This is a genomic window from Actinomadura sp. NPDC048955 (assembly GCF_040649435.1).
Taxonomy (GTDB): Bacteria; Actinomycetota; Actinomycetes; order Streptosporangiales; family Streptosporangiaceae; genus Spirillospora; species Spirillospora luteofluorescens.
In genome coordinates this window covers 49,431-71,845 of the sequence record NZ_JBEZJI010000050.1, presented here as the reverse complement: position 1 = coordinate 71,845, position 22,415 = coordinate 49,431, and the positions used below count along the sequence as shown (strand labels likewise).

At 73.4% G+C, this 22,415-nt stretch carries 29 protein-coding genes and 1 tRNA gene; 12 read left to right on the top strand and 18 right to left on the bottom strand.

The annotated features are described in order from the left end of the window. Positions 1-51: 51 nt before the first annotated feature. The 3 genes from AB0C84_RS34465 to purU form a co-directional block, all read right to left on the bottom strand. Positions 52-627, bottom strand: coding sequence for a hypothetical protein (locus tag AB0C84_RS34465; RefSeq protein ID WP_361074534.1), 576 nt, complete (start codon positions 625-627; stop codon positions 52-54). A gap of 2 nt (positions 628-629) precedes the next feature. Then, positions 630-1,244, bottom strand: coding sequence for a DUF6286 domain-containing protein (locus AB0C84_RS34460; protein ID WP_361074532.1), 615 nt, complete (start codon positions 1,242-1,244; stop codon positions 630-632). A 118-nt stretch (positions 1,245-1,362) separates the two neighbouring features. Continuing rightward, positions 1,363-2,223: a formyltetrahydrofolate deformylase gene (gene purU, locus AB0C84_RS34455; RefSeq protein ID WP_258941782.1), complete on the bottom strand. Its 861-nt coding sequence runs from the start codon at positions 2,221-2,223 to the stop codon at positions 1,363-1,365. Between the two features lie 187 nt (positions 2,224-2,410). Here purU and AB0C84_RS34450 point away from each other — a divergent pair, with 187 nt between their 5' ends. From AB0C84_RS34450 to AB0C84_RS34435, 4 genes are read left to right on the top strand one after another with little or no spacing between them, the layout of a single operon-like run. Continuing rightward, complete coding sequence (locus AB0C84_RS34450; RefSeq protein ID WP_361074530.1) at positions 2,411-3,352, top strand: PHB depolymerase family esterase; 942 nt, start codon at positions 2,411-2,413, stop codon at positions 3,350-3,352. A gap of 42 nt (positions 3,353-3,394) precedes the next feature. Continuing rightward, positions 3,395-4,579, top strand: a complete 1,185-nt coding sequence (locus tag AB0C84_RS34445; RefSeq protein WP_258941882.1) for an amino acid deaminase/aldolase — start codon at positions 3,395-3,397, stop codon at positions 4,577-4,579. 30 nt (positions 4,580-4,609) lie between these two features. Continuing rightward, positions 4,610-5,284 carry an SIMPL domain-containing protein gene (locus tag AB0C84_RS34440; RefSeq protein WP_361074528.1) on the top strand — a complete coding sequence of 225 codons (675 nt, stop codon included), beginning with the start codon at positions 4,610-4,612 and terminating at the stop codon, positions 5,282-5,284. Positions 5,285-5,333: 49 nt separating this feature from the next. Continuing rightward, complete coding sequence (locus AB0C84_RS34435) at positions 5,334-5,609, top strand: zf-HC2 domain-containing protein (RefSeq protein WP_258941779.1); 276 nt, start codon at positions 5,334-5,336, stop codon at positions 5,607-5,609. On the opposite strand, the gene AB0C84_RS34430 is transcribed toward AB0C84_RS34435, so the two are convergent. Beyond that, positions 5,560-5,868, bottom strand: a complete 309-nt coding sequence (locus AB0C84_RS34430; protein ID WP_179846483.1) for a DUF3618 domain-containing protein — start codon at positions 5,866-5,868, stop codon at positions 5,560-5,562. The two genes, AB0C84_RS34435 and AB0C84_RS34430, sit on opposite strands and share 50 nt — an antisense overlap. 154 nt (positions 5,869-6,022) lie before the next feature. On the opposite strand from AB0C84_RS34430, the gene bcp reads away from it, so the two are divergent. Beyond that, complete coding sequence (gene bcp / locus AB0C84_RS34425; protein WP_361074525.1) at positions 6,023-6,490, top strand: thioredoxin-dependent thiol peroxidase; 468 nt, start codon at positions 6,023-6,025, stop codon at positions 6,488-6,490. A 45-nt stretch (positions 6,491-6,535) separates the two neighbouring features. Here the strand turns inward: bcp and AB0C84_RS34420 are convergent. After that, positions 6,536-6,620: transfer RNA gene (locus tag AB0C84_RS34420), tRNA-Leu, on the bottom strand. Beyond that, a complete protein-coding gene (locus AB0C84_RS34415; RefSeq protein ID WP_361074523.1) occupies positions 6,583-8,196 on the bottom strand; it encodes an MFS transporter in 1,614 nt (537 codons plus the stop codon). Before AB0C84_RS34415 ends, AB0C84_RS34420 begins: the two co-directional genes overlap by 38 nt. A 41-nt stretch (positions 8,197-8,237) precedes the next feature. Between AB0C84_RS34415 and AB0C84_RS34410 the strand changes: the two genes are divergently transcribed. The 4 genes from AB0C84_RS34410 (at position 8,238) to AB0C84_RS34395 (ending at position 11,930) form a co-directional block, all read left to right on the top strand. Then, complete coding sequence (locus AB0C84_RS34410) at positions 8,238-8,852, top strand: TetR family transcriptional regulator (protein WP_179846480.1); 615 nt, start codon at positions 8,238-8,240, stop codon at positions 8,850-8,852. 156 nt (positions 8,853-9,008) lie between these two features. After that, on the top strand, positions 9,009-10,025 hold the full coding sequence (locus AB0C84_RS34405) for a sensor histidine kinase (RefSeq protein ID WP_361074520.1): 1,017 nt from the start codon (positions 9,009-9,011) through the stop codon (positions 10,023-10,025). Positions 10,026-10,104: 79 nt separating this feature from the next. Beyond that, a complete protein-coding gene (locus AB0C84_RS34400) occupies positions 10,105-11,010 on the top strand; it encodes an MEDS domain-containing protein (protein ID WP_361074518.1) in 906 nt (301 codons plus the stop codon). Beyond that, on the top strand, positions 11,010-11,930 hold the full coding sequence (locus AB0C84_RS34395; RefSeq protein ID WP_361074516.1) for a sensor histidine kinase: 921 nt from the start codon (positions 11,010-11,012) through the stop codon (positions 11,928-11,930). Before AB0C84_RS34400 ends, AB0C84_RS34395 begins: the two co-directional genes overlap by 1 nt. Before the next feature lie 27 nt (positions 11,931-11,957). Here the strand turns inward: AB0C84_RS34395 and rdgB are convergent, their stop codons facing one another. From rdgB to clpS, 11 genes are all read right to left on the bottom strand, one after another. Then, positions 11,958-12,572: an RdgB/HAM1 family non-canonical purine NTP pyrophosphatase gene (gene rdgB, locus AB0C84_RS34390; RefSeq protein WP_361074514.1), complete on the bottom strand. Its 615-nt coding sequence runs from the start codon at positions 12,570-12,572 to the stop codon at positions 11,958-11,960. Next, the gene (gene rph, locus AB0C84_RS34385; protein WP_179846477.1) at positions 12,569-13,288 is read right to left on the bottom strand and encodes a ribonuclease PH; all 720 of its coding nucleotides are present in this window, start codon (positions 13,286-13,288) and stop codon (positions 12,569-12,571) included. Before rph ends, rdgB begins: the two co-directional genes overlap by 4 nt. Positions 13,289-13,380: 92 nt before the next feature. Next, entirely contained in the window at positions 13,381-14,130 is a 750-nt protein-coding gene (locus AB0C84_RS34380) for an MBL fold metallo-hydrolase (RefSeq protein ID WP_179846476.1), read from the bottom strand. 29 nt (positions 14,131-14,159) lie between these two features. Further along, entirely contained in the window at positions 14,160-14,999 is an 840-nt protein-coding gene (murI, locus tag AB0C84_RS34375) for a glutamate racemase (protein WP_179846475.1), read from the bottom strand. 146 nt (positions 15,000-15,145) lie between these two features. After that, positions 15,146-15,943, bottom strand: a complete 798-nt coding sequence (locus AB0C84_RS34370) for a thioesterase family protein (protein WP_258941769.1) — start codon at positions 15,941-15,943, stop codon at positions 15,146-15,148. 111 nt (positions 15,944-16,054) lie between these two features. Beyond that, positions 16,055-17,002: a cysteine synthase gene (locus tag AB0C84_RS34365; protein WP_361074511.1), complete on the bottom strand. Its 948-nt coding sequence runs from the start codon at positions 17,000-17,002 to the stop codon at positions 16,055-16,057. A gap of 21 nt (positions 17,003-17,023) precedes the next feature. Continuing rightward, the gene (locus AB0C84_RS34360; protein WP_173391950.1) at positions 17,024-17,296 is read right to left on the bottom strand and encodes a MoaD/ThiS family protein; all 273 of its coding nucleotides are present in this window, start codon (positions 17,294-17,296) and stop codon (positions 17,024-17,026) included. A 91-nt stretch (positions 17,297-17,387) separates the two neighbouring features. Beyond that, positions 17,388-17,576, bottom strand: coding sequence for a hypothetical protein (locus tag AB0C84_RS34355; protein WP_179846472.1), 189 nt, complete (start codon positions 17,574-17,576; stop codon positions 17,388-17,390). Between the two features lie 7 nt (positions 17,577-17,583). Further along, positions 17,584-17,997: a M67 family metallopeptidase gene (locus tag AB0C84_RS34350; protein ID WP_179846471.1), complete on the bottom strand. Its 414-nt coding sequence runs from the start codon at positions 17,995-17,997 to the stop codon at positions 17,584-17,586. Positions 17,998-18,018: 21 nt separating this feature from the next. Then, positions 18,019-18,546: a DUF2017 domain-containing protein gene (locus AB0C84_RS34345; protein ID WP_361074509.1), complete on the bottom strand. Its 528-nt coding sequence runs from the start codon at positions 18,544-18,546 to the stop codon at positions 18,019-18,021. A 4-nt stretch (positions 18,547-18,550) separates the two neighbouring features. Continuing rightward, complete coding sequence (gene clpS, locus AB0C84_RS34340) at positions 18,551-18,847, bottom strand: ATP-dependent Clp protease adapter ClpS (protein WP_179846469.1); 297 nt, start codon at positions 18,845-18,847, stop codon at positions 18,551-18,553. Positions 18,848-18,969: 122 nt separating this feature from the next. Between clpS and AB0C84_RS34335 the strand changes: the two genes are divergently transcribed. The 3 genes from AB0C84_RS34335 (at position 18,970) to AB0C84_RS34325 (ending at position 21,516) form a co-directional block, all read left to right on the top strand. After that, positions 18,970-20,322 carry a nicotinate phosphoribosyltransferase gene (locus AB0C84_RS34335; RefSeq protein WP_361074537.1) on the top strand — a complete coding sequence of 451 codons (1,353 nt, stop codon included), beginning with the start codon at positions 18,970-18,972 and terminating at the stop codon, positions 20,320-20,322. Between the two features lie 76 nt (positions 20,323-20,398). After that, positions 20,399-20,980 (top strand): nicotinamidase, encoded by a 582-nt coding sequence (locus AB0C84_RS34330; RefSeq protein WP_361074507.1) that lies wholly within the window; start codon positions 20,399-20,401, stop codon positions 20,978-20,980. Positions 20,981-20,982: 2 nt separating this feature from the next. Continuing rightward, on the top strand, positions 20,983-21,516 hold the full coding sequence (locus AB0C84_RS34325; RefSeq protein ID WP_361074505.1) for a gluconokinase, GntK/IdnK-type: 534 nt from the start codon (positions 20,983-20,985) through the stop codon (positions 21,514-21,516). Positions 21,517-21,751: 235 nt separating this feature from the next. Here AB0C84_RS34325 and AB0C84_RS34320 read toward each other — a convergent pair whose 3' ends face one another. Next, positions 21,752-22,360 (bottom strand): hypothetical protein, encoded by a 609-nt coding sequence (locus AB0C84_RS34320; RefSeq protein WP_361074503.1) that lies wholly within the window; start codon positions 22,358-22,360, stop codon positions 21,752-21,754. Positions 22,361-22,415 lie beyond the last annotated feature (55 nt).

The window sequence follows — 22,415 nt, the reverse complement described above, 5'->3', positions numbered from 1 at the left end:
GGTGTGCTATTCCCAGCTCGCGCGTCCCCGCTCCGGCGCCGGGCGGCCGTCTCACGCCGACTCGGGCTGCGGGCGGCGCCCGCGCAGGCGCCCGCGGGTCCGCTCGACCTCCGGCCGGAGGCGGATCACCACCGGAAGGTCGGGCATGCCGACCGCGCGGCGGTACCGCTCGACCGGGCCCGCGCCCAGTTCCCCGTACACCTCGCTCACGAGGGCGTCGCCCGCGCAGGAGACGTTCAGCCGCAGCCGCGGCCGGTCGGCCGTCCCGGTGAGGCGGGCGCGGGCGTCCTGGACGCCCGGCAGGCCGCGGGCGTCGCGGTGCAGGACGTCGGCGGCGGCGCGTGCGCGGGCCCGGGTCTCGGGGTCGAGGTCGGGCCACCGCTGGTGCACGACGGCCCGCCCCTGGAGGACCAGCCACAGCTGGCCGGCGAGGGCGAGCACCTCGGCGGCGCCCGCCGCGGCCGGCAGGAACCAGCCGGTCTCCCGGGCGAAGCGCGCCAGCGCCGGGTCGAGCAGCGGGCGCTCCGACAGCGCGCCGAACGCGTCGAACGCGCCGAGGCCGAGGGCGAGGGCGGACGCGCCGGCCAGCAGCAGCACCGCCCCGGTGACGGCGATCGCGATCCTCATCATCAGTCCTTCCGCCAGCCGAGGCGGACGTCGACCGGCGGCCGGTGCATCGGCTCGATCCGGTCCAGCCGCGCGTCGACCGCGTCGTGGACGAGGTCGGCGAGGTTCGCCGGGTTGCGGTAGTGGGTCGCGGCCCGGACGAGGACGCCCCGGCGGAAGATCCCGAGGCCCCGGACGCGGGCGCGCTCGATGCCGGGGACCTCCAGCGCCGCGGCCGCGAGCGCGCGGCGCAGCGCGGCGCGGCCGATGACGCCCGCGAGCCGCGGATCGGCGCCCGCCAGCGGCACCCCGCGCAGCCGTCCGGGCAGCGCGGCCGCCATGAAGGCGATCCCGAGGGCGGCCACCGCGCCCGCCGCCGTCAGCACGTCCGGGTCGTTCCACGCGTGCCGCCGCAGGGTCTCCACGACCGGGGCGACGCCCGGCACCGGGTGGACGGCGGAGCCGAGCGCCCCGGCGAGCAGTTCGATCGCGGCCACCCCGCCGAACGCCGTCACCAGCAGCGCCGCGGTGAGCCCGGCGAGCGCGCGCCGGGGCCGCAGTTCGCGGACGGCGAGCCGGCGCGCCTGCCGCCTGCCCTGCGCCTCCTCGATCAGCTCCTTGACCAGCGTCTCGGCCATAGCCACCCCCGTGAGCCCTCGACATGTCCGGCCTCGTCACTCATGGTGCGCGAAAGTCACGCGGAGTGAAACACGCCATGCCGACATCTCACGCGTTCGCCGTCAAGGAAACCGCAGGTCAGCGGAAGACGACCGTCCGGTCGCCGTTGAGCAGCACGCGGTGCTCGGCGTGCCAGCGGACGGCGCGGGCCAGCGCGAGGCACTCCACGTCGCGTCCCACGGCCACCAGCTCCTCGGGGCTGTGGGTGTGGTCGACGCGCGCGACCTCCTGCTCGATGATCGGCCCCTCGTCCAGGTCGGCGGTGACGTAGTGGGCGGTCGCGCCGATCAGCTTCACGCCGCGCGCGTGCGCCTGGTGGTAGGGGCGGGCGCCCTTGAAGCTCGGCAGGAACGAGTGGTGGATGTTGATGATCGCGCCGGGCAGCTTGGCGCAGAAGTCGTCGGACAGGATCTGCATGTACCGGGCGAGGACGACGAGGTCGGCGCGGTAGTGCTCGACCAGCGTGAGGATCTCGGCCTCCTGCGCGGCCTTGCCGCCCTGCCCGGCCGGCAGGTGGTGGTAGTCGATCCCGTACGACTGGGTGAGCGGCCGCAGGTCGGGGTGGTTGGAGGCGACCGCGACGATGTCGATGTCGAGCAGCCCGGACCGCGTCCGGTAGAGCAGGTCGTTGAGGCAGTGCCCGCCCTTCGACACCATGATCAGCACGCGCGGGCGCTCGGCCAGCGGGTGCAGCCGCCACTCCAGCCCGAGTTCGGGCGCCAGGGCCGCGAACGCGCCGCGCAGCCCGTCGGGGTCGGTGTCGCCCGGCGCCGCGAACTGCACCCGCATGAAGTAGGTGCCGGTCTCGCCGTCGCCGAACTGCTGGCTCTCGACGATGTTGCACCCGCGCTCGGCCAGCAGCCCCGAGACGGCGGCCACGATGCCGGGCCGATCGGGGCAGGACAGGGTCAGCACGTACTCGTTCACGGGTTCGCTCACGGGTCTCATTCTTGCCGCGGCGCGGGAAGCGCCAGCTCAGGACGGGTCCCTTCCGAGCTTACGCGGCGGCGCCCGGCCGCGCCGCCGTACCGGCCGGTCGGGCGCGGCCCGCGGGCCGCCGTGTCCGCCGCCGCGTTGTCTACCGGTGAGTAGTTTGAAGCCCGGGCTTGGGGTTACCTTTGCCCCCATGCGGCGAATCGCGCTCGTGGCGCTGGCGGTCACCCTGGCCCTGGCGGGCTGCACCGGCAAGACCGGCGAGAAGGGCGGCGAGGGCGGGAAGGACGGACGTCCGGCGACGGCCGGCGGCATCCCGACCTCCGAGGGGACGCACAAGCAGAAGCTCGACGTGGGGACGGTCGGGCACCGCGAGTACCTGCTGCACGTCCCGTCCAAGGTCGCGGACGGGAAGTGGAAGGACGGCAAGCCGGCCGACAGGCCCGCGCTGGTCATCGCCCTGCACGGCGGCCTGGCCACCATGTCGAAGATGCGGGACCTGACCGGCTTCGACAGGCTGTCGGACGAGCACGGCTTCCTCGTCGCCTATCCCGACGGGGTCATGACCACGTGGAACGCGGGCGACTGCTGCGGCGCGGCGAAGGTCGGCAACGTCGACGACGTGGGGTTCCTCGGCAAGCTCATCGACAAGCTGACCGGCGCCGGGCTGGCCGACCCGAAGCGCGTCTACGTCACCGGGTTCTCCAACGGCGCCGGGATGGCGTACCGGATGGCCTGCGAGAAGCCGGGCAAGGTCGCGGCGATCGGGGTGGTCGAGGGCGCCCTGGTGACCGAGTGCGATCCGGGCCGTCCGGTCTCGGCGATGATCTTCCACGGGACGGCGGACGGGAACGTGCCCTTCAACGGGGGCGGCAACCGCGACTTCAACGACAGGCGCCCCTTCCCGCCGGTCTCGGACGCGGTCGACTTCTGGCGCAGGCTCGCGGGGCTGCCCCAGCCGCGCGAGCGGGTGAAGGCGCTCAGCGGCGACACCCGGTGCGAGAGCACGGGCAAGGGCGCGCACGGCGTCGCCGTGACCTTCTGCAGGATCAACGGCGGGCGGCACGCGTGGCCCAAGGAGGCGAGCCCGATGCTGTGGAGCTTCTTCGCCGCACATCCGCGCGGCGGGACGTGAGAGCTTTTCATATTCTCCCGGTAGTGTGGGATCGTGACGAGCATGAACCTCCGGGACCGCTATGACGCCGCGACCGCCGGGTTGGAGGCGCCGTTCGCCGTCGTCGACCTCGCGGCCTTCCGCGCCAACGCCGCCGACCTCGTGCGCCGCGCCGCGGGCAAGCCCATCCGGGTCGCCAGCAAGTCGGTGCGCTGCCGGGCCCTCCTGGAGGACGTCCTCGCGATGGACGGGTTCGCCGGGATCATGGCGTTCACCCTCCCCGAGGCGCTCTGGCTGGCCGCCGAGGGCGTCGGCGACGACATCCTCGTCGCCTACCCCACGGCCGACCGCACCGCGATCGCCGCGCTCGCGGAGGACCCCCGCGCCGCCCGCGCCGTCACGCTGATGGTCGACTCCCCCGAGCACCTCGACCTGATCGAGTCCGCCGCGGGCGACCGGCGCGTGCGGGTCTGCATCGACATCGACGCCTCGTACCGCACGCTCGGCGGCCGGGTCCGGATCGGCGCGCTGCGCTCCCCGCTGCACACCGCCGCCGACGTCCGGGCGTTCGCCGAACTGGTCCTCAAGCGGCCCTCGCTCGACCTCGTCGGGCTGATGGCCTACGAGTCGCAGATCGCCGGCGTCGGCGACGTGCCGCCCGGCCGGCCCGCGCGGGGCCGCGTCATCCGCGCCATGCAGCGGCAGTCCCGGGCGGAGCTGGCCCGGCGCCGCGCGGCGATCGTCCGGGGCGTCCGGGAGCTGACCGAGCTGGAGTTCGTCAACGGCGGCGGCACCGGCAGCGTCGAGAAGACCGCGGCCGAGCGCGCCGTCACCGAGGTCGCGGCCGGCTCCGGCCTCTACCAGCCGCACCTGTTCGACCAGTACTCCAACTTCACCGGCCGCCCCGCCGCGCTGTTCGCGCTGCCCGTCGTGCGGCGCCCGGCGCCCGGCGTCGTGACCTGCCTCGGCGGCGGCTACCTCGCGTCCGGACCGGCCGACACCGTCCGCCTCCCCCAGCCCTACCTGCCGACGGGCCTGTCCTACGACGGCAACGAGGGCGCGGGCGAGGTGCAGACGCCGCTGCTCGGACGCGCCGCCGACCTCCTGGCGGTGGGCGACCGCGTCTGGTTCCGCCACACCAAGGCCGGTGAGCTGTGCGAACGCTTCGACGCCCTGCACCTCATCGAGGACGGCCGGCGCGTCCGCACCGTCCCCACCTACCGGGGCGAGGGCCGCACGTTCCTGTGAGCGTCCCCGCGACCGTCTAGGTTGGGGGACATGAGCGACGCTCCCCTGATCAGTGTTCGCGGCGAGGCCGTCCTGGAGGCCGAGCCGGAGATCGCGCGGCTGTCGGTGCACGTCCAGTCGCAGGAGCCGGACCGGCGCACCGCCCTCGACCGGCTCACCGAGCGCAACCAGCAGTGCCTCGACCTGGTGAAGTCCTACGGCGAGGCCGTGGAGAGGCTGGAGACCGGCGGCCTGTCGATCACGCCGCTGCTGAAGTACCGGCGGCGCGAGGGCGACGTGCGCGCCTACCGCGGCACCGTCTGGATCAAGATCACGGTCAGCGACTTCGCGGTGCTGGGCGAGCTGGTCACCCGCCTCGGCGACCTGGAGCGCACCTACGTCTCCGGGCCGGAGTGGGAGCTGCGCCGCGACAGCGAGGTGTACCGGCGGGCCGCGCGGCAGGCGGCGAACGAGGCCGTCGACCGGGCCCGCGGCTACGCCGAGGCGCTCGGGGCCCGGCTCACCGGCCTGGTGGAGCTGTCGGACGAGGGGCTCGGCCGCGACACCGTCCCGGGCGGGCCCGTCGCGCTCGCCGCCGGCTACGGGCGGGTGGCGGGCGGCGGCCCCGCCGAGGAGCCCGAGCCGATCGACCTGGAGCCCGAGACGCAGATCGTCCGCGCCACCGTCGAGGCCCGCTTCACCGCGACGGCGCCCGACCTCGGCTGAACGGGCGGGCCCGCTGAACGGCGGGACCGCCGCGCCCGTACTCCAGGACGTGGGAGGAACGAACTGCGGGGCGTACCGGATCGGCCTCGGCGTCTACGCCATCGGGCGGCTCGCCGGCGCCGAGGCGGACGCGCTGTCGGCGCACCTGAGCGGCTGCCCGCCGTGCCGGACCGAGCTCGCCCGGCTCCGCGACGTCGCCGAACTGCTCGCCCGCTCGGTCCGCAGACGCGGAAGCGCCGGCCGCGGACCGCGGACCGGCGCCTCGGGAACGGGGCTCAGCGGCGCCTGCGCCTACGGCGCCGCAGGACCAGGGCGGTCACGATGACCGCGGCGCCCACGCCCGCGAACACCAGCCGCCTGTCGAGCTGACCGCCCTCGCCGTCCTCGTCGTCGGAGGGGCGCACCATCGCGCCGAGGGCCTTGGCGACCTGGTCGGCCTCCTCCTTCAGCCGCTCCGCGCCCCGCTGCGCGACGTTCTTCGGATTGACCCGCTCGGCGAGCTCGTCGATGGTGCGGGCCAGTTGCTGCCGGCTGCGCTCTATCTCCCGTTCCAGCGCCTCCGGGTCGCGGCTCTTGTCAGCCATGCCGTGTCCTTATCGTGTCGGGCGTACTCGCGCGGGCCGGGACCGTGACGAGCCGGGCGATGATCCGCACAGTCTTGCAGGTCTTCCCGGCGGATGCCCGCCGCACCCCAGCCGGTACCGTTGGAGCCACCATCCGAGCGAAAGGCGGGACAGGGTGTCCGAGCGGCTTCAGCCGGGCGACGTCGCCCCAGAGTTCGAGCTACCCGACGCCGACGAGACCGCGGTGTCGCTGGCCTCGCTGCGCGGCAAGCGCGTGATCCTCTACTTCTACCCGGCGGCCATGACCCCCGGCTGCACCAAGGAGTCGGTCGACTTCGAGGGAAGCCTGCCCGAGCTGGAGGCGGGCGGCGTCGCCGTCGTCGGCGTCTCCCCCGACAAGCCGGCCAAGCTCGCCAAGTTCCGGGACAAGGAGGGGCTCACGTTCCCGCTCCTGTCCGACCCGGACGCGAAGGTCCTCCAGGCCTACGGCGCCTACGGGGAGAAGAAGCTGTACGGCAAGGTCGTCGTCGGCGTCATCCGGTCCACGTTCGTCATCGACGCCGACGGAAGGATCGAGAAGGCGTACTACAACGTGAAGGCGACGGGGCACGTGGAGCGCCTCCGCCGCGACCTAGGCCTGTAGGCACCGCGCCGGCCCGCGCTCGGCCCGCGCTCGGCGCGGGCCGGGTGCGGGCGGGGGGATTCGAACCCCCACGGTGTCACCACCAACAGGACCTAAACCTGCCGCGTATACCTGATTTCGCCACGCCCGCCCGTGCTCTCGTCCGCGCCTTCGTCCGGGCTCGCGTCCGAGGGCGCGTTCAGCTTAGCGTCCTGATCGGCGGGCGCGGGAACGGTTCGCGCGGCCTCCCGGCGGGGCGCCCGGTACAGGGCCGCGACGACGAGCGCGGTGACGGCGAGCGCGATCGACGCGGTGAGGAACGCCGACTGGAGGCCGTCGCTGAAGGCCGCCCGCGCGTGGCCGGCGGCCTGCGGGCCGAGCCGCATCGCCACCGCGACGGACGTCCTCGCCTGCTCGGCGGCCGGGCCCGGCAGGTTCCCGAGGTCGAGGTTCGCGCGGTAGGCCGACTGCAGGAGGCTGCCGAGGACGGCGATGCCGAGCGCGCCGCCGAGCTCGCGGGCCAGGTCGTTCATCGCCGAGCCCACGCCCTGCTTCTCGGCGGGCAGCGCGTCGGTGATCGAGGCGGTGGACGGGGTCATGGCGAGGCCCATGCCGGCGCCGAACGGGACGAGTCCCGCGAGCAGCAGCCAGTAGGTGCTGTCCTCGTCCAGCAGCGAGAAGACCAGCATCGCGACGCCGACCAGGAGCAGCCCGGCCGTGATGACGCGGCGCGAGCCGATCCTCGCGGCCAGCTTCGGCGCGACGCCCCGGGCGAACGGCATCATCGTGAGCGCCATCGGCAGCAGGCTGACCGCGCCGACGAGCGCGCTGTCGCCCTTCACCAGCTGCAGGTACTGCAGGATGATGAAGACGAAGCCGAAGAAGGCGAAGAACTGCAGCGTGATCGTGAGGGCTCCGGCGGAGAACGCCCGGATGCGGAACAGCCGCGGGTCGAGCAGCGGGTTCGGCCGCTTCAGCTCCCACAGGACGAACCCGGCGAGGACGGCCAGGGCGGCGGCGAGGCCGAGCAGCGTCCGCGCGGAGGCCCAGCCGTGCGTCGGCGCCTCGATGATCGAGTAGACGCCGGCGCCGAGCCCGGCCACGGTGATCAGCGCGCCGGTGAGGTCGAGCCTCGGGGCCTCCGGCTCGGCCGACTCGGGGACGACCGCGAGCGTCGCGACCAGCGCGACCGCGGCGAGCACGACGTTCATCCAGAACACCGACCGCCACGACCAGAACTCCAGCAGCGTCCCCGACACCAGCAGCCCGAAGATGCCGCTGGCCCCGGCGACGCCCGCCCAGGCGCCGACCGCGCGGGTGCGCTGCGCGGCCGGGAACGTCGAGGTGATCGTGGACAGCGTCGCCGGCATGACCAGGGCCGCGCCGATGCCGAGGACGCCGCGCATCGCGATCAGCCAGTTCGGGTCGCCCGCCAGCGCCGCCGCGGCCGAGCCCGCGCCGAACACGACGAGCCCGGCGGCGAGCGCGCGGCGCCGCCCGTAGCGGTCGCCGATCGCTCCGCCGAGCAGCAGCAGCGCCGCGAAGACCAGCGCGTAGGCGTCGATGATCCACGACAGCTCGGTGAGGCCGGCGTGGGTGTCGCGGGCGATGGACGGCACCGCCGTGTTGAGGGAGGCCACGGCCGAGACCACCGTGGCGAGGGACAGCATCACGGCCGGCAGCACCGCTCGGTGGACGGCGCCCGGCCCCTGCTTCGGGGTGTTCATGCCTCGACCCTGCGCCCGGCCCGGACTATATTTCAACTGTGATGAATAAATCCGGGGGCGGGCGGGGGCGCCGGCGCGGCAGTCCCGACACCCGCGAGGCGATCCTCGCGGTGGCCCGCCGGCGGTTCCTGGCCGACGGGTACGGGCCGGTCACGATGCGGTCGGTCGCCGCCGAGGCGGGCGTGGACGCCGCGCTGATCAGCTATTTCTTCGGCTCGAAGAAGGGCCTGTTCGGCGCGGTGCTCGGGCTCGTCGCCAACCCGCCCGAGGTGCTGGCGGGCGCGCTGCCCGGCGACCCCGCCGAGCTGCCCGAACGCGTCCTGCGCGCGCTGGTCGGCGCCTGGGACGACCCCGAGCGCGGCGGGCCGCTGCTGCTCATGGTGCGCGCGGCCGTCCACGACCCGGACCTGACCCGGCTGGTGCGCGACCTGCTGGAACGCGAGATCGTCGGCCGCATCGCCGACCATCTGGGCGGCCCCGACGCCACCGCGCGGGCCGGGGCGTTCGGCACCCAGCTCTCCGGGCTGGTCTTCGCGCGCTACATCCTCGCGCTGGAACCCGTCGCCTCGATGACGCCCGATGAATTAATCCGGTACCTCACACCCGGCCTCCGCGCCGCCGTTCGCGGCCCGTCCCGCCGCCCCCGGACGCGGTGACCCGGTAGCGGACACGCCCGCGACGGGATTGCGGACGGCACATCGGACGATTCGGGCAGAGAATCTCAGCGCGCCCGGGGCGGGCGCTCTAGGCTGGCCGCATCCGTTCGCCACGCGCAGCCGGTGACAACATGATCACACAACTGGCGGGACCCCGTGGGCGCTGACTCCGTGAGCGCCGGCTTCACGCATCGCCTGCTGCCCTTCTCCGGCGCGGAGGAGTTCCTCGGCGGCGCCGTGCCGTTCCTGCGCGCCGGCCTCGACGCGGGCGACCGCGTCCTCGCCGTGTGCGGGACCGGGCGCGAGACGCTGCTGCGCGACGCCCTCGGGGCGGCCGCCGCGGGCGTCGAGTTCACCGAGGCCTCCGCCTGGTACGCGCACCCGTCCCGCACGCTCGCGGACTGCCTGGGCGACGCCTGCGAGAGCGCCCGGTCGGGGCGCCGGCTGCGCGTCCTCGGCGATCCCGTCTGGGCGACGCGGCCGCCGCTGGAGGTCGTCGAGTGGCAGCGCGCCGAGGCCGTGCTGAACGAGGCGTTCCGCGACACCGGCGCCGCGATCATGTGCCCCTACGCGGCGACGCTGCCCGCGTCCGTCGTCGCGGCCGGGCGCCGGACCCACCCCGAGACCGTGCGCGGCGCGCGGGCCCTCCCCAACCCCGGCTTCCTGAGCCCGCGGGCGTACTGCGCCCGGTGCGACGGCGAGCCGCTGCCCCCGCCGCCGGACGGCGCCGAGACGCTGGAGGTCGAGCGCCCCGACCTGTACTGGATCCGCGTGTGGGTCACCGACTGCGCCCGGCGCACGCCGCTGCCGGGCGGCGACCGGCAGCGGCTCCTGGTCGCGGTCACCGAGGTCGTCACGAACGCGTTCCGGCACGGCGAGCCGCCCGTCGTCCTGCGCGTGTGGGCCGACGCCTCGCCCGGCGCCGCCGCCCTGGTCTGCGAGGTCACCGACCGTGGACGGTGGGCGCCGGACGGCGGGTTCGGGCTCGTCCCGCCGAGGCCGGACGGCGGGCCGCCCGGCGACCGGTTCGGGCTCTGGGCGGTGCGGCTGCTGTGCTCGTTCGTCCAGATCCGGACAGGCCGCGACGGCACCGCCGTCCGGCTCCGCATCGCCCTGCCGGACGCCGGGACGGCGACCCGCCGGGGCCACCACGACGCGCCGAACGGAGCGTGAGGAACTCCATGCGTTGGGCTTCCAAGCGCACCGGACCGGCGTACGCTGAACAGATCCGCCTCACACCGATGGGCAGGCCATGGACACATCCTGGTTCGCCAAACGCCCCGTCAGCGCACTCCGACCCGGAGATCACGGCTGGCTGGCCTACAGCAGTCAGGAGGAGCGCGACGAGGTCATCGGGCCCTTCGTCCGGGAGGGCCTGGAGACCACCGAGAAGGTCGTGTACATCACCGATGTCCCGGCCGAACGGCTGCCCGGCCTCGGCGCGGGCCAGCCGATCGACGTGGACGCCCGCGTCAGGTCCGGTCAGCTCCGGGTGATCACGCTGCGGGAGGCGTGCCTCGACCGGAGCGGCGCGTTCGAACCGGCCAAGATGGCCGACACCGTCGGCCGCGAGGTCGGCGACGCGTTCGGGCAGGGCTTCCGCGCCGCGCGCGTCACCACCGACCACAGCTGGCTGCTGAACGGCCCCGGCCGACCCGGCCTCGGCCGGATGCTGGGCTGCGAGCACCGGGTCGGCGGCACCGTCTCGCCGAGCACCATGGCGATGGCGATCTGCCAGGTCGACCGGCACGCGTGCCCGCCCGCCGAGCTCACCGCCCTTCGCGACACACACGAGGTCCTCGTGGAAGTGAACCCCGAATTCGACGACGGGATACTGAAGATCGTGCGCACGTTCGAGCCCGAGGGGCTGCGCGTCGAGGGCGAGCTGGACGCCGCGCGGCACTCGGTGTTCGCCGAGCAGCTCCGGAGGCTGCGGCCCGGCCGCAACGTCCACCTCGACCTGTCCCGGCTCGGGTTCATCGACCTCGGCGGGCTGCACCTGCTGGCCAAGCACGCCACCCGGCTGCCCGCCGACGCCGCGCTGGTCCTGGACCACCTGTCGCCCGACGTCGAGAGCGTCATCGACATGGTCGGCTGGCACCGGCTGCCCGGCCTCGCCCGCGGGCGGCGGCTCGCGGAGACGGAGGGCATCGCCTGATGGCACTGGAGCACAAGGCCTTCATGTACCGGGGCACCGAGGACTTCCTGTCCGTCACCGTCCCCTACCTCGAATCGGGCGTGGAGAACGGCCAGGTCGTCATCGCCGTCGCCCGCGAACCCAACCTGACCGCCCTGCGGGACGTCCTCGCCCCGCACGGCGAAGCGGTCACCTACTACGACTCCGCCGTCTTCTACCAGCACCCCGTGCACACGCTGCGCGACTACCAGACCATCGTGAAGCAGAGCGCCCCGCGCACCGTCTGCGCCCTCGCCGAGCCGGTCTGGGACGGGTGGGACGAGCGCCAGACGCTCGAATGGGTCCGCTACGAGTCCCTCATCAACGTGGTCTTCGGCGAGTCCGGGGCGCGCGCCCTGTGCCCCTACGACACCGAGGTGCTGCAGCCCCGCATCCTCGACGAGGCGCGCCGCACCCACCCGCTGCTGCTCGCCCCGGGCCACGACGGCGCCAACGGCGACTACATCGACCCGGTCAGGTTCGGTTCCGGCTGCGACCGCCGGTCGCGCCCCGACCGCCCGGCCGGCGCGGAGTACTTCTCCATCGACGGCGACGACCTGCACGCGCTGCGCGTGTTCGTCGGCGAGCGCGCCTTCCGGCACGGCCTGGCCAAGCAGAAGGCGCAGAACCTCGTCACCGCCGCCAACGAGGTCGCCGCGAACGCGCTCCAGCACGGCACCCCGCCGATCGGGCTGTGGACGTGGCAGGACGGCGCCGACCTCGTCTGCGAGATCGGCGACCACGGCTTCTGGCGCCCCGGGCCCGACCCGCTGACCGGCTTCATCCCGCCCGACTCCGCCCTCCAGCGCGGCTTCGGGCTGTGGACCGTCCGGCTCCTGGTCGACCTGATGGAGCTGCGCGCCGGATGGGACGGCACCTTCGTCCGGCTGCGCTGCGGCTGACCGGGTGCCGCCGGCCGGGCGGGTGGATCAGGCCTGGCCGGCGGACCGGAGGGCGCCGGGGACGATCTCGGCGAGCGCGCGGAACGCCCGGCCGCGATGGCTGATGGCGTCCTTCTCCGCGGGCGCCAGCTCCGCGGTCGTGCGGGTCCCACCGTCCGGGAGGAAGATCGGGTCGTAGCCGAAGCCGCCGGTGCCGCGCGGCTCCCGGAGGAGCGTGCCGTGCATGCGGCCCTCGACGCAGTGCTCGGCTCCGCCCGGGACGACCAGCGCCGCCGCGCACACGAACGAGCCGCCGCGCCGGTCGTCGGCCACGTCGGCGAGCTGGTCGAGGACGAGCCGCAGGTTGGCGGCGTCGCGGTCGCCGGCGCCGAACCGTCCCGACCAGCGGGCCGACAGCACGCCGGGCATGCCGTTCAGCGCGTCCACGCACAGGCCGGAGTCGTCGGCGACGGCGGGCAGGCCGGTGAACGCGGCGATGGCGCGGGCCTTCAGCAGCGCGTTGCCCTCGAAGGTCGGCTCGGTCTCGGGCACGTCGGGGGCGCCGGGGAAGCCGTCGAGGCCGACGACGTCGAGGCCGACGAGGATCCGGCGCAGCTCGGCGACCTTGCCCTGGTTGCGGGTGGCGAGGACGATCCCGCTCATCGGCCGAGGGCCTCGTTCTGGATGCGGGTCAGCTCGGCGCAGCCGGCGGCGCCGAGGTCGAGCAGCGCGTCCAGCTCCGCCCGGTCGAACGGGGCGCCCTCCGCGGTGCCCTGCACCTCGACGAACCGGCCGTCGCCGGTGCAGACGACGTTCATGTCCGTCCCGGCGGCCGAGTCCTCCTCGTAGCACAGGTCGAGGCGGGGCTCGCCCTCCACGACGCCGACGCTGACCGCCGACACCGAGGTGATGAGCGGGTTCCCCCTGAGCAGGCGGCGCTCGCGCATCCAGCTCACCGCGTCGGCCAGCGCGACGTACGCGCCGGTGATCGCGGCGGTGCGGGTGCCGCCGTCGGCCTGCAGGACGTCGCAGTCGAGCTGGACGGTGTTCTCGCCGAGCGCCTTGAGGTCCAGGCACGCCCGGATGGACCGGCCGATCAGCCGGGAGATCTCGTGGGTGCGCCCGCCGATCCGGCCCTTGACGGACTCGCGGTCGTTGCGGGTGTTGGTCGCGCGCGGCAGCATCGCGTACTCGGCGGTGACCCAGCCGAGGCCGCTGTCGCGCCGCCAGCGGGGCACCGAGTCCTGCACGGACGCGGCGCACAGCACCCGGGTCGCGCCGAACTCCACGAGCACCGACCCCTCCGCGTGGTCGAGCCATCCGCGCTGGATGCGGACGGGACGGAGCCGGTCGAATGCGCGATCATCGGGGCGAGCCATGCGCCCACCCTAGCGGGCGGGCCCTCGCCGGATCCGGCCTACGGCGGGTGACGCGGCACTCACCGCGACGGCCCCGCGGAGGCGGCGCCGGGTCAGAACTCGTAGACGGCGCCGACCTCGGCCAGCTCGACCGGGCCGCGGAAACCGCTGGCCTTCGCCTCGGAGAGCGTCTCGGACGGGTCGTTCCACGGCAGCAGGTGCGTCAGGACCAGCCGGCCGACCCCGGCCCGCTCCGCGTGCTCGCCCGCCTCCCGTCCCGTCAGGTGCATGTCCGGCGGCAGGTCCGGCCGGTCGGCGAACCCCGCCTCGCACAGGAACAGGTCGGAGCCGCGGGCCAGCCGCACCAGGTCGTCGCTGTGGCCGGTGTCGCCGGAGTAGGTCAGGACGCTGCCGCCGTGCTCGATCCGCAGCCCGTAGGCCTCGACCGGGTGGTTCATCAGCGCGGTCGTCATCGTGAAGGGCCCGATGCGCACCGGCCCCGGCTCCAGAAGGCGGAAGTCGAAGGTGGCGGTCATCTCGGGGTTCGGTTCCAGCTCGTACGCCTTGATCATGTGGTCGGCGGTGTCGCGGGGGCCGTACACCGGGATGCGCGGCGCCGGGCCGTCCGGGCAGTACGTCCGCGCGATCCAGTAGACGGTGAGGTCGAGGCAGTGGTCGGGATGCAGGTGCGTGATGCAGATGGCGTCGATGTCCAGCAGGCCGTGGAAGCGCTGGAGGCTCCCGACCGCGCCGTTGCCGATGTCGAGGAGCATGGAGAAGCCGTCCGCCTCGACCAGGTAGCTGGACGCGGGGCTGTCCGGCCCTGGGAAACTGCCGGAACAGCCGATCACAGTGACCCGCACGCTCACTCCTCCTCTGCGGTCCCGAGGAATCAGGTCGTCAAAGCCTTGCTCAACGTGCTCTCCACCGAACCGATCTCCGGTCCGAGGAAGCGGCGGCCGAGCTCGGCGAACACGGCGGGGTCACCGGTGGCGCGGAACCGGTGCCGCGGCCGGGGCGTCGCCTCGGCGCGGGCCAGTCCCTGATCGTGCAGCACTCGGTACACGTCCTTGGCGGTCTCGTCGGCGCTTGAGACCAGTGTGACCCCGTCTCCGACCACATACGAGATGACGCCCGTCAAAAGCGGGTAGTGCGTGCATCCGAGGATCAGGGTGTCGCAGCCCGCGTCCACGATCGGGCGCAGGTAGCCGCGGGCGGCGTCGAGCAGGTCCTCGCCCATCGTCACGCCCGCCTCGACGAAGTCGACGAAGCGCGGGCAGGCGGCGCTGACCAGCTCGATGTGCGGCGCGGCGGCGAACGCGTCCTCGTAGGCGCGGCTGTTCACGGTGGCCTCGGTGGCGATCAGGCCGACCCGCCCGTTGGACGTGGCACGGGCGGCGCGCCGGGTCGCGGGGTTGATGACCTCCACGACCGGGACGTCGTAGCGTTCGCGGGCGTCGCGCAGCATCGCCGAGCTGGCGCTGTTGCAGGCGATCACCAGCATCTTCACGCCCTCGTCGACCAGCTCGTCGAGCATCTCCAGGGCGAACGCGCGGACCTGCGCGATCGGGCGCGGACCGTACGGCTGGCGGCCCGAGTCGCCGAGGTAGACGATCGGCTCGTTCGGCAGCTGGTCGAGGATGGCGCGGGCCACCGTGAGGCCCCCGAAACCGCTGTCGAAGATCCCGATGGGCGCGTCTGGGAGGCCGTCCCCCCGGGATGGATCTGACATGGTGCACAAGGCTAAGCGACACGGCCCCGCCCGGGTGCGTCATGCGTTGGACATCACACCGTCACGCACCGGAAAACCGTCCAGCTCACGCCGGTGGCGCGAGATCCGCTCGTTCGTCGTTCCGAAACGCCGGTGCGTCGCGCCGGTCAGGAGCGGGCGAGGGGGACGCGGGCGATCTGCCGGCTCTGCGCGACGAGGCGGCCGGCGCTGTCCCACACCTCCACCTCCTCGTCGAACCAGCCGCCGGCGAGGAGCCGCCCCGTGCCGTGCACGGCGAGCCAGCCGGGTGCCGGGACGGCCCGCATGTGCCAGGTCAGCTCGACGGTCGGGGCCCAGCCCTGCGCGCCGAGATTGAGCGCGACCGGCGGCAGCGCGTCCACGGCGAGGGCCAGGGAGTAGCCGTCGGGCTCCTGGCCGCAGGCGTGCCGGAAATAGGCGCGGATGTCGGGGCGCCCGCTCGGCCGCCCGTCCAGCCAGCCCATGGTCGTCCGGTCGAAGCGCATGTCCACCTGGTCGGCGAAGCCGCCGCCGGTGGCGGCGGGGGGCCGGAACCCCGTGCACTCCTCCAGCGGCGGCAGCGCGGCGGGCGCCTCGGCGGCGAAGTCGGGTTCGGCGGACGGGTCGAGGGTGCCGGTGGTGATCAGGGCGTCCACGACGGGCCGGCCGTCCTGGACGAGGGTGACGAAGGACGAGGCGGCCGTGCGGCCCACCTTGCGGGAGTCGACGACCAGCTCGGCCGGGCCCGCCTTGGCGACGCGGTGGAAGTTCGCCGCGGTCGAGACCGGGTGCTCGTGCGGGGAGGCGTCCACGGCGGCGCGGGCGAGCACGGCCATCAGGTAGCCGCCGTTCAGCGCCTGGGCGATGCCGTAGCCCTCGTCCAGGACGGCCTCGTACCGGCCCTCGCCGACCGCCTTCACCGCCGTCGAGTCCCCGAACCCGCTCATCCGCACTCTCCCGGTCCGACCGTCCCGGCGGAAGCCCGCCGGGACGGTTCTAGAATCACGTTCGAGTACGCACTCTACCCCGGCCGCCGGCCCTGTTCGCCGGCCGGCCGGTCAGGCCCAGAGCTGGCCTTCGAGCCGGGCCTCGGCCTCCTCCAGGGTGCCCCCGTACGCGCCGGTCGACAGGTACTTCCAGCCGCCGTCGGCGACGATGAACACGATGTCGGCGCGCTCGCCGGCCTTCACCGCCTTCTTCGCCATCCCGATCGCCGCGTGCAGCGCCCCGCCGGTCGAGATGCCCGCGAAGATGCCCTCCTGCTCCAGCAGCTCGCGGGTGCGGCGCAGCGCGTCCAGCGAACCGACCGAGAACCGGGTCGTCAGGACGGAGTCGTCGTACAGCTCGGGGATGAAGCCCTCGTCGATGTTGCGCAGCCCGTACACCAGCTCCCCGTACCGGGGCTCCGCCGCGACGATCTTGATGTCCGGCACCCGCTCGCGCAGGAACCGGCCGACGCCCATCAGCGTGCCCGTCGTCCCGAGCCCGGCGACGAAGTGCGTCACCGACGGCAGGTCGGCGAGGATCTCCGGGCCGGTCGTCTCGTAGTGCGCGAGCGCGTTGGCCTCGTTGCCGTACTGGTACAGCATCACCCAGTCGGGGTTCTCCCCCGCCAGGCCCTTGGCCACCCGCACGGCCTCGTTCGAGCCGCCCGCCGCCGGGGAGGAGATGATCCGCGCGCCCCACATCTCCAGGAGCTGGCGGCGCTCGGCGGAGGTGTTCTCCGGCATCACGCACACCATCGAGTAGCCGCGCAGCTTGGCGACCATGGCCAGCGAGATGCCGGTGTTGCCGGACGTCGGCTCCAGGATCGTGCAGCCGGGCGTCAGCAGCCCCTCCTTCTCCGCCTTCTCGATCATGTGGAAGGCGGGGCGGTCCTTCACCGAGCCGGTGGGGTTGCGGTCCTCCAGCTTCGCCCAGAGCCGCACGTCCTCGCTCGGCGACAGCCGCGGCAGCCCGACCAGCGGGGTGCCTCCGAGCGAGTCCAGCAGTGAGTCGAATCGCATGTGGCGCTCGTTCCGGCCGGCTCAGCCGCCGGCGACGGCCGGGAGGATCGTGACGCTGTCGCCGTCGGCGACCTCCGTCCCCAGCCCGCCGAGGAAGCGCACGTCCTCGTCGTTCAGGTAGACGTTGACGAACTTGCGCAGGCCCTTGTCGTCCACGAGCCGGTCGCGCAGGCCCGCGTGCCGGGTGTCCAGGTCGGCGAACAGCTCGTCGAGCGTGCCGCCCTTGCCCTCGACGGCCTTGGCGCCGTCGGTGAGGTTGCGCAGGATCGTCGGGATCCGGACCTCGATCGCCATCGCGATGATCTCCTTAAACGTCGTACGGGACTGCCCGCCCCTGGTGTTGAACCGGGCGGGCGGCGGGATGATTCCAGGCGTGATCAGCGCGTCAGCGACAGTCGTAGACGACTTCGGCGCGCGAGTGCCCGAACAGGAAGCTCTGCACGGGCGGCACCGCTGGGGCCCCGGCGCGGCGCCCGGCGCCGCCCGTCCCATGCCCGCTCGTCCACATGTCGACCAGTTTACCGGCCGCGGGGCCGCCGATCCCGGCCGCCTCCGGACCTTCCGCGCCGCGCATCCCGCCCTCAGGCCCCCTCGACGACCGAGACCTCTTCCTCGGTGACCTCGCCGTCCACGATCCGGAACGAGCGGAACTCGGCCCGGTCGTCCTCGCGGGTCGAGACGAGGACGTAGTGCGCGTTCGGCTCCGACGCGTAGGAGATGTCGGTGCGGGAGGGGTAGGCCTCGGTCGCGGTGTGGGAGTGGTAGATCACCACCGGCTCCTCGTCCCGGTCGTCCATCTCCCGCCACACCTTCAGCTGCTCCTGGGAGTCGAACCGGTAGAACGTCGGGGAGCGCTCGGCGTTGACCATCGCGACGAACCGGACGGGCCGGTCCGAGCCGACCGGGCCCGCGATGATGCCGCAGGCCTCGTCGGGGTGGTCCGCGCGCGCGTGCGCGATGATCTGGTCGACCAGGGCCCGTTCAATCGTCAGCATGGCCGCAAGCTTAGGCGGCGCCTACTCCAGGGCGCGGACGAGACCGTCCTGCAGCATCGTCAGCCAGTCGTAGGCGGCGAACATGGGGGCGCGCGGGTCGCGCTGGTCCAGGCCGCCCGCCTCCTCGTACCAGTCCTCGCTGATGTCCAGCCGGGTGCCGAGCGCCAGCCGGAGGTCGTTCAGCGCCCGCAGCCACTCCTGCATCTGCTTCTCGTCGAGGACGGCTTCGGTGCCGTTCTCCCCCAGCGCCCCGAGCACCGTCCGGGCCGCCTCGCGCTTGCCGTCGCGCAGACCCATCTCGGTGTAGCGGCGGAACTCCCCGGCGGCCTCGCCGTCGTCGCGGTAGGCGTCCGGGAACAGCCGCGCCAGGACCGGATCGTCCGACTTCGTGGCGTTCTCGGCGATGCCGAGGGACGCCAGCTCGCCGTCCTCACCGGCCTCCTCGCCGAGGAGGGCGAGCAGCTGCTCCATGAGGGCGCGCAGCAGCGCGGTCTCCTCCGGCTCCAGCCGCACCCGGAAGCCGTCGCGCTTCTTCTTCACATGGCTCATCGGCTCAGTCGTCCCGTTTCACGGTCGCCCACAGTCCGTAGGAGTGCAGGATCTCCACGTCCCGCTCCATCTCCTCGCGGGTGCCGTTGGCCACCACCGCGCGGCCCTTGTGGTGCACGTCGAGCATCAGCTTCTCGGCCTTGGCCTTGGGGTAGGCGAAGACGGCCTGGAACACGTACGTGACGTACGACATCAAATTGATCGGGTCGTTCCAGACGATCGCCAGCCAGGGCCGGTCGGCGCTCACGTCCTCCGCCGCCTCCGGCCGCTTCGACTCCACCGGTGCGGGCGCCGTGCTCATGGCGCTCATTGGCCGGATCTCCCCTCTCTTCTCTCGCGCGGTCCCGCCCTGGAGGACGCGGCCGCCCGCCGCATCCGATGCTATGCGCCGCTCCCCCGCGCCGTGTGACGGCCCGCGTCACCATGGTGCCCGCAGTCGGCCCTAAAGTTCCACTTGTGGACCTTGGTGACGGCACGGCCCTGCTGACCGACCAGTACGAGCTGACCATGCTGCAGGCCGCCCTGCGCAGCGGGACGGACGGCCGCCGCGCGGTCTTCGAGGTGTTCGCGCGGAGCCTGCCCGCCGGGCGCCGGTACGGGGTCGTCGCCGGCACCGGGCGGCTCCTGGACGCCATCGAGACGTTCCGCTTCGGCGACGCCGAGCTGGAGTTCCTCAGCGAGAACGGCATCGTGGACGAGCCCACGGTGCGCTGGCTGGAGAAGTACCGCTTCACCGGGAACGTCTGGGGCTACCCCGAAGGCGAGTGCTACTTCCCCGAATCGCCGATCCTGATGGTCGAGGGGACGTTCGGGGAGGCGGTCCTGCTGGAGACCCTCGCCCTGTCGATCCTCAACCACGACTGCGCGATCGCGTCCGCCGCGTCCCGGATGGCGCAGGCCGCGCAGGAGCGTCCAATCATCGAGATGGGGTCGCGGCGCACCCACGAGCGCGCCGCCGTCGCCGCCGCCCGCGCCGCCTACATCGCCGGGTTCACCACCACGTCCAACCTGGAGGCGGGCAGGCTGTACGGCGTCCCGACCGCCGGGACGAGCGCCCACTCCTTCACCCTCCTGCACGACAGCGAGCGGCACGCGTTCGAGGCGCAGCTCGCGGCCCTCGGCGAGGGCACCACGCTGCTGGTCGACACCTACGACGTCGAGCGGGCCGTCCGGACGGCGGTGGAGCTGGCGGGCCCGGACCTCGGCGCCGTCCGGATCGACAGCGGCGACCTCGGCGTGATGGCGCGGCGCGTCCGCGAGCAGCTCGACTCCCTCGGCGCGCACGGCACCCGCATCGTGGTGACCGGCGACCTCGACGAGTACGGCATCGCGGCGCTCGGCGCGGCGCCCGTGGACGGGTACGGCGTGGGGACGTCCCTGGTCACCGGTTCCGGCGCCCCCACGGCGTCGCTCGTCTACAAGCTCGTCGCGCGGGCGGACGGCCCGCGGGAGGACGCCCCCATGCGCGCGGTCGCCAAGCGCTCGACGGGCAAGCCGAGCCGCGGCGGCCGCAAGACCGCCGTCCGCCGCGTCGACGGGCACGGCGTCGCCTACGCCGAGACCGTGTTCACGACCGAGCCGACGCCCGGCCCCCACGACCGCGTCCTCCAGGTGCCGCTGGTGCGGGACGGCGAGGTCGTCGGACGCGAGGCGCTCGGCGACGCGCGGGAACGCCACGCGCGCTCGGTCGCCGAACTGCCTCCGACGGCGCGCCGGCTGTCCAAGGGCGAGCCCGCCGTCCCGACCGAGTTCGTCAACGGCGGCCCGCGCCGTTGAGCCGTCCCGCGTGGGGGAACAAGGCTGGGGTACGGTCGGTGCAGATCCGGTGGGGCAACCGGTAAAGGGAGCGGTCATGGGCAAGAAGGCTCTGATCATCGTGGACGTGCAGAACGACTTCTGCGAGGGCGGTTCGCTGGCCGTCGGCGGTGGCGCGGCGGTGGCGACGGCGATTTCCGAGTACGTGGCCGCGCACCGGTCCGAGTACGCGCACATCGTGGCGACCCGCGACTTTCACCTCGACCCGGGCGGCCATTTCTCCACCGAACCGGACTTCGCCGACACCTGGCCGCCGCACTGCGTGATCGGCACCCCCGGCGCCGACTTCCACCCCAACCTCGCCCTCGCCCCCATCGAGGCCGTGTTCAGCAAGGGCCGCGAGACCGCCGCCTACAGCGGCTTCGAGGGGTTCTCCGACGACGAGACCCCGCTCGCCGACTGGCTCGCCGCCCGCGGCGTGGACGCCGTCGACGTCGTCGGCATCGCCACCGACCACTGCGTCCGGGCCACCGCGGTGGACGCCGTCCGCGCGGGCCTGCGCACCACCGTCCTGCTGGACCTCACGGCCGGGGTCGGCAAGGCCACCGTCGACAAGGCGCTGGACGAGCTCGGGCAGGAGGGCGTCGTCCTCGCCGGCGCCCCGGTGGTGACCGCCTGACCATGCCCCCGAACCCCACAGAGCCCCTGGTCATCCTGGTCGCCGGCGTGTCCGGCAGCGGCAAGACCACCATCGGCACGCTCCTCGCCGAACGCCTCGGCTGGGAGTACGCGGAGGCGGACGCGTTCCACTCCGAGGCCAACGTCGCCAAGATGCGCGCGGGCCACCCCCTCACCGACGAGGACCGCCTCCCCTGGCTGCGCGCCATCGCCGCGTGGATCGCCGACCGCCTCGCCACCGGCCGCCCCGGCGTCGTCACCTGCTCCGCCCTGAAACGCGGGTACCGCGACATGCTGCTCGACGGTCACGAGGACGTCCGCCTGGTCCTCCTGGACGGCGACCGCGACACCATCGCCGCCCGCATGCGCTCCCGCAAGGGCCACTTCTTCAAGGCCGACCTCCTCGACTCCCAGTTCGCCGACCTCGAACCCCCGGCCCCCGACGAGAACATCATCACCGCCCCCATAACAGGCACCCCCGAAGAGACGGTCACCCACATCCTCAAGGCCCTCGCCCTGACCCCCGCCTCCCCCTGACCTCATGCCCATGACGGTGATCGCCTGACGTCACTTCCGGGTGCCGTGCAACGAGACCGGGTCGTGGCGGCCCGCACGCCCGGTTCGGCGATCACACCTGCTCCACCACGGCCACGCGTCCCAGATCGGAACGAAGAGAGACCCGGCTGGTGCCGGGCCTCTCGGTGTGCGGGGCTTCGGCCGGCGCCGAAGCCTTGGTGAAGGGTGACGGCCGGCGGCCGTTGCCCGTGGCTGGTCAGGTGCTCTTGCGAAGGGTCTCGCGCCAGCACTCGCCCAAGATCCACAGGGCTCGGTCGTCCCAGTCGCCGTGAACGTCGACGTTCCCTCCCTTGGGGGAGATGGTGAGGGAACTGGGGGCGGCCGCCTCGACCTGTACGGACCCGCCGTTGGTGTAAGCGGCGAGTTCACCGCTGGTCTTGCCGACCTTGATCGAGCTCCACCAGCCCTTGGTGGACAGAACGGCCGTGGAGTTCGTGGGGATCTCCTCGACACTGATGCGCCCGAAGGCGGTCAGTTGGACGCGCCCGATCGGGCCGGTGGTGGTGATCCGACCTCGCGTGTACGCCTGGATGAGGTAGGCGAAATCGCGCGGAACGCGGACGGTGACCGCCGTGACCAGCGCGCCCCATGCCCACAGGCGGTCACAACGGACGAAGCAGTATCCGTTGGTGGTGGGATCCAGGATGACCCCCTCGGGGATCCTGCCGAGTCCGAGGCCGCTCAGGACGACCTGGACGTCCGGGCGGTCTTCGGCGACGATGGTCATCGCACCGAATCCGCCCTCGAGAATCGGGCTGAGGCCGGGTTGCACGGTCAGAAGGCGCTGCTTGAGAAGACGACGCATGTCGTACTCCTTGAGTGTTGTGGTCTGGGTTGTGTCGCACACGCGCCCATGCGCG

What these genes read in the sequence shown, in the direction of transcription:
- AB0C84_RS34465 (WP_361074534.1), bottom strand. Translation starts at nt 627, where the DNA reads ATGAGGATCGCGATCGCCGTCACCGGGGCGGTGCTGCTGCTGGCCGGC.
- AB0C84_RS34460 (WP_361074532.1), bottom strand. Translation starts at nt 1,244, where the DNA reads ATGGCCGAGACGCTGGTCAAGGAGCTGATCGAGGAGGCGCAGGGCAGG.
- AB0C84_RS34450 (WP_361074530.1), top strand. Translation starts at nt 2,411, where the DNA reads ATGCGGCGAATCGCGCTCGTGGCGCTGGCGGTCACCCTGGCCCTGGCG.
- AB0C84_RS34445 (WP_258941882.1), top strand. Translation starts at nt 3,395, where the DNA reads ATGAACCTCCGGGACCGCTATGACGCCGCGACCGCCGGGTTGGAGGCG.
- AB0C84_RS34440 (WP_361074528.1), top strand. Translation starts at nt 4,610, where the DNA reads ATGAGCGACGCTCCCCTGATCAGTGTTCGCGGCGAGGCCGTCCTGGAG.
- AB0C84_RS34430 (WP_179846483.1), bottom strand. Translation starts at nt 5,868, where the DNA reads ATGGCTGACAAGAGCCGCGACCCGGAGGCGCTGGAACGGGAGATAGAG.
- AB0C84_RS34415 (WP_361074523.1), bottom strand. Translation starts at nt 8,196, where the DNA reads ATGAACACCCCGAAGCAGGGGCCGGGCGCCGTCCACCGAGCGGTGCTG.
- AB0C84_RS34410 (WP_179846480.1), top strand. Translation starts at nt 8,238, where the DNA reads ATGAATAAATCCGGGGGCGGGCGGGGGCGCCGGCGCGGCAGTCCCGAC.
- AB0C84_RS34400 (WP_361074518.1), top strand. Translation starts at nt 10,105, where the DNA reads ATGGACACATCCTGGTTCGCCAAACGCCCCGTCAGCGCACTCCGACCC.
- AB0C84_RS34395 (WP_361074516.1), top strand. Translation starts at nt 11,010, where the DNA reads ATGGCACTGGAGCACAAGGCCTTCATGTACCGGGGCACCGAGGACTTC.
- rdgB (WP_361074514.1), bottom strand. Translation starts at nt 12,572, where the DNA reads ATGAGCGGGATCGTCCTCGCCACCCGCAACCAGGGCAAGGTCGCCGAG.
- rph (WP_179846477.1), bottom strand. Translation starts at nt 13,288, where the DNA reads ATGGCTCGCCCCGATGATCGCGCATTCGACCGGCTCCGTCCCGTCCGC.
- murI (WP_179846475.1), bottom strand. Translation starts at nt 14,999, where the DNA reads ATGTCAGATCCATCCCGGGGGGACGGCCTCCCAGACGCGCCCATCGGG.
- AB0C84_RS34370 (WP_258941769.1), bottom strand. Translation starts at nt 15,943, where the DNA reads ATGAGCGGGTTCGGGGACTCGACGGCGGTGAAGGCGGTCGGCGAGGGC.
- AB0C84_RS34365 (WP_361074511.1), bottom strand. Translation starts at nt 17,002, where the DNA reads ATGCGATTCGACTCACTGCTGGACTCGCTCGGAGGCACCCCGCTGGTC.
- AB0C84_RS34360 (WP_173391950.1), bottom strand. Translation starts at nt 17,296, where the DNA reads ATGGCGATCGAGGTCCGGATCCCGACGATCCTGCGCAACCTCACCGAC.
- AB0C84_RS34355 (WP_179846472.1), bottom strand. Translation starts at nt 17,576, where the DNA reads ATGCGCGGCGCGGAAGGTCCGGAGGCGGCCGGGATCGGCGGCCCCGCG.
- AB0C84_RS34350 (WP_179846471.1), bottom strand. Translation starts at nt 17,997, where the DNA reads ATGCTGACGATTGAACGGGCCCTGGTCGACCAGATCATCGCGCACGCG.
- AB0C84_RS34345 (WP_361074509.1), bottom strand. Translation starts at nt 18,546, where the DNA reads ATGAGCCATGTGAAGAAGAAGCGCGACGGCTTCCGGGTGCGGCTGGAG.
- clpS (WP_179846469.1), bottom strand. Translation starts at nt 18,847, where the DNA reads ATGAGCACGGCGCCCGCACCGGTGGAGTCGAAGCGGCCGGAGGCGGCG.
- AB0C84_RS34335 (WP_361074537.1), top strand. Translation starts at nt 18,970, where the DNA reads ATGGTGCCCGCAGTCGGCCCTAAAGTTCCACTTGTGGACCTTGGTGAC.
- AB0C84_RS34330 (WP_361074507.1), top strand. Translation starts at nt 20,399, where the DNA reads ATGGGCAAGAAGGCTCTGATCATCGTGGACGTGCAGAACGACTTCTGC.
- AB0C84_RS34325 (WP_361074505.1), top strand. Translation starts at nt 20,983, where the DNA reads ATGCCCCCGAACCCCACAGAGCCCCTGGTCATCCTGGTCGCCGGCGTG.
- AB0C84_RS34320 (WP_361074503.1), bottom strand. Translation starts at nt 22,360, where the DNA reads ATGCGTCGTCTTCTCAAGCAGCGCCTTCTGACCGTGCAACCCGGCCTC.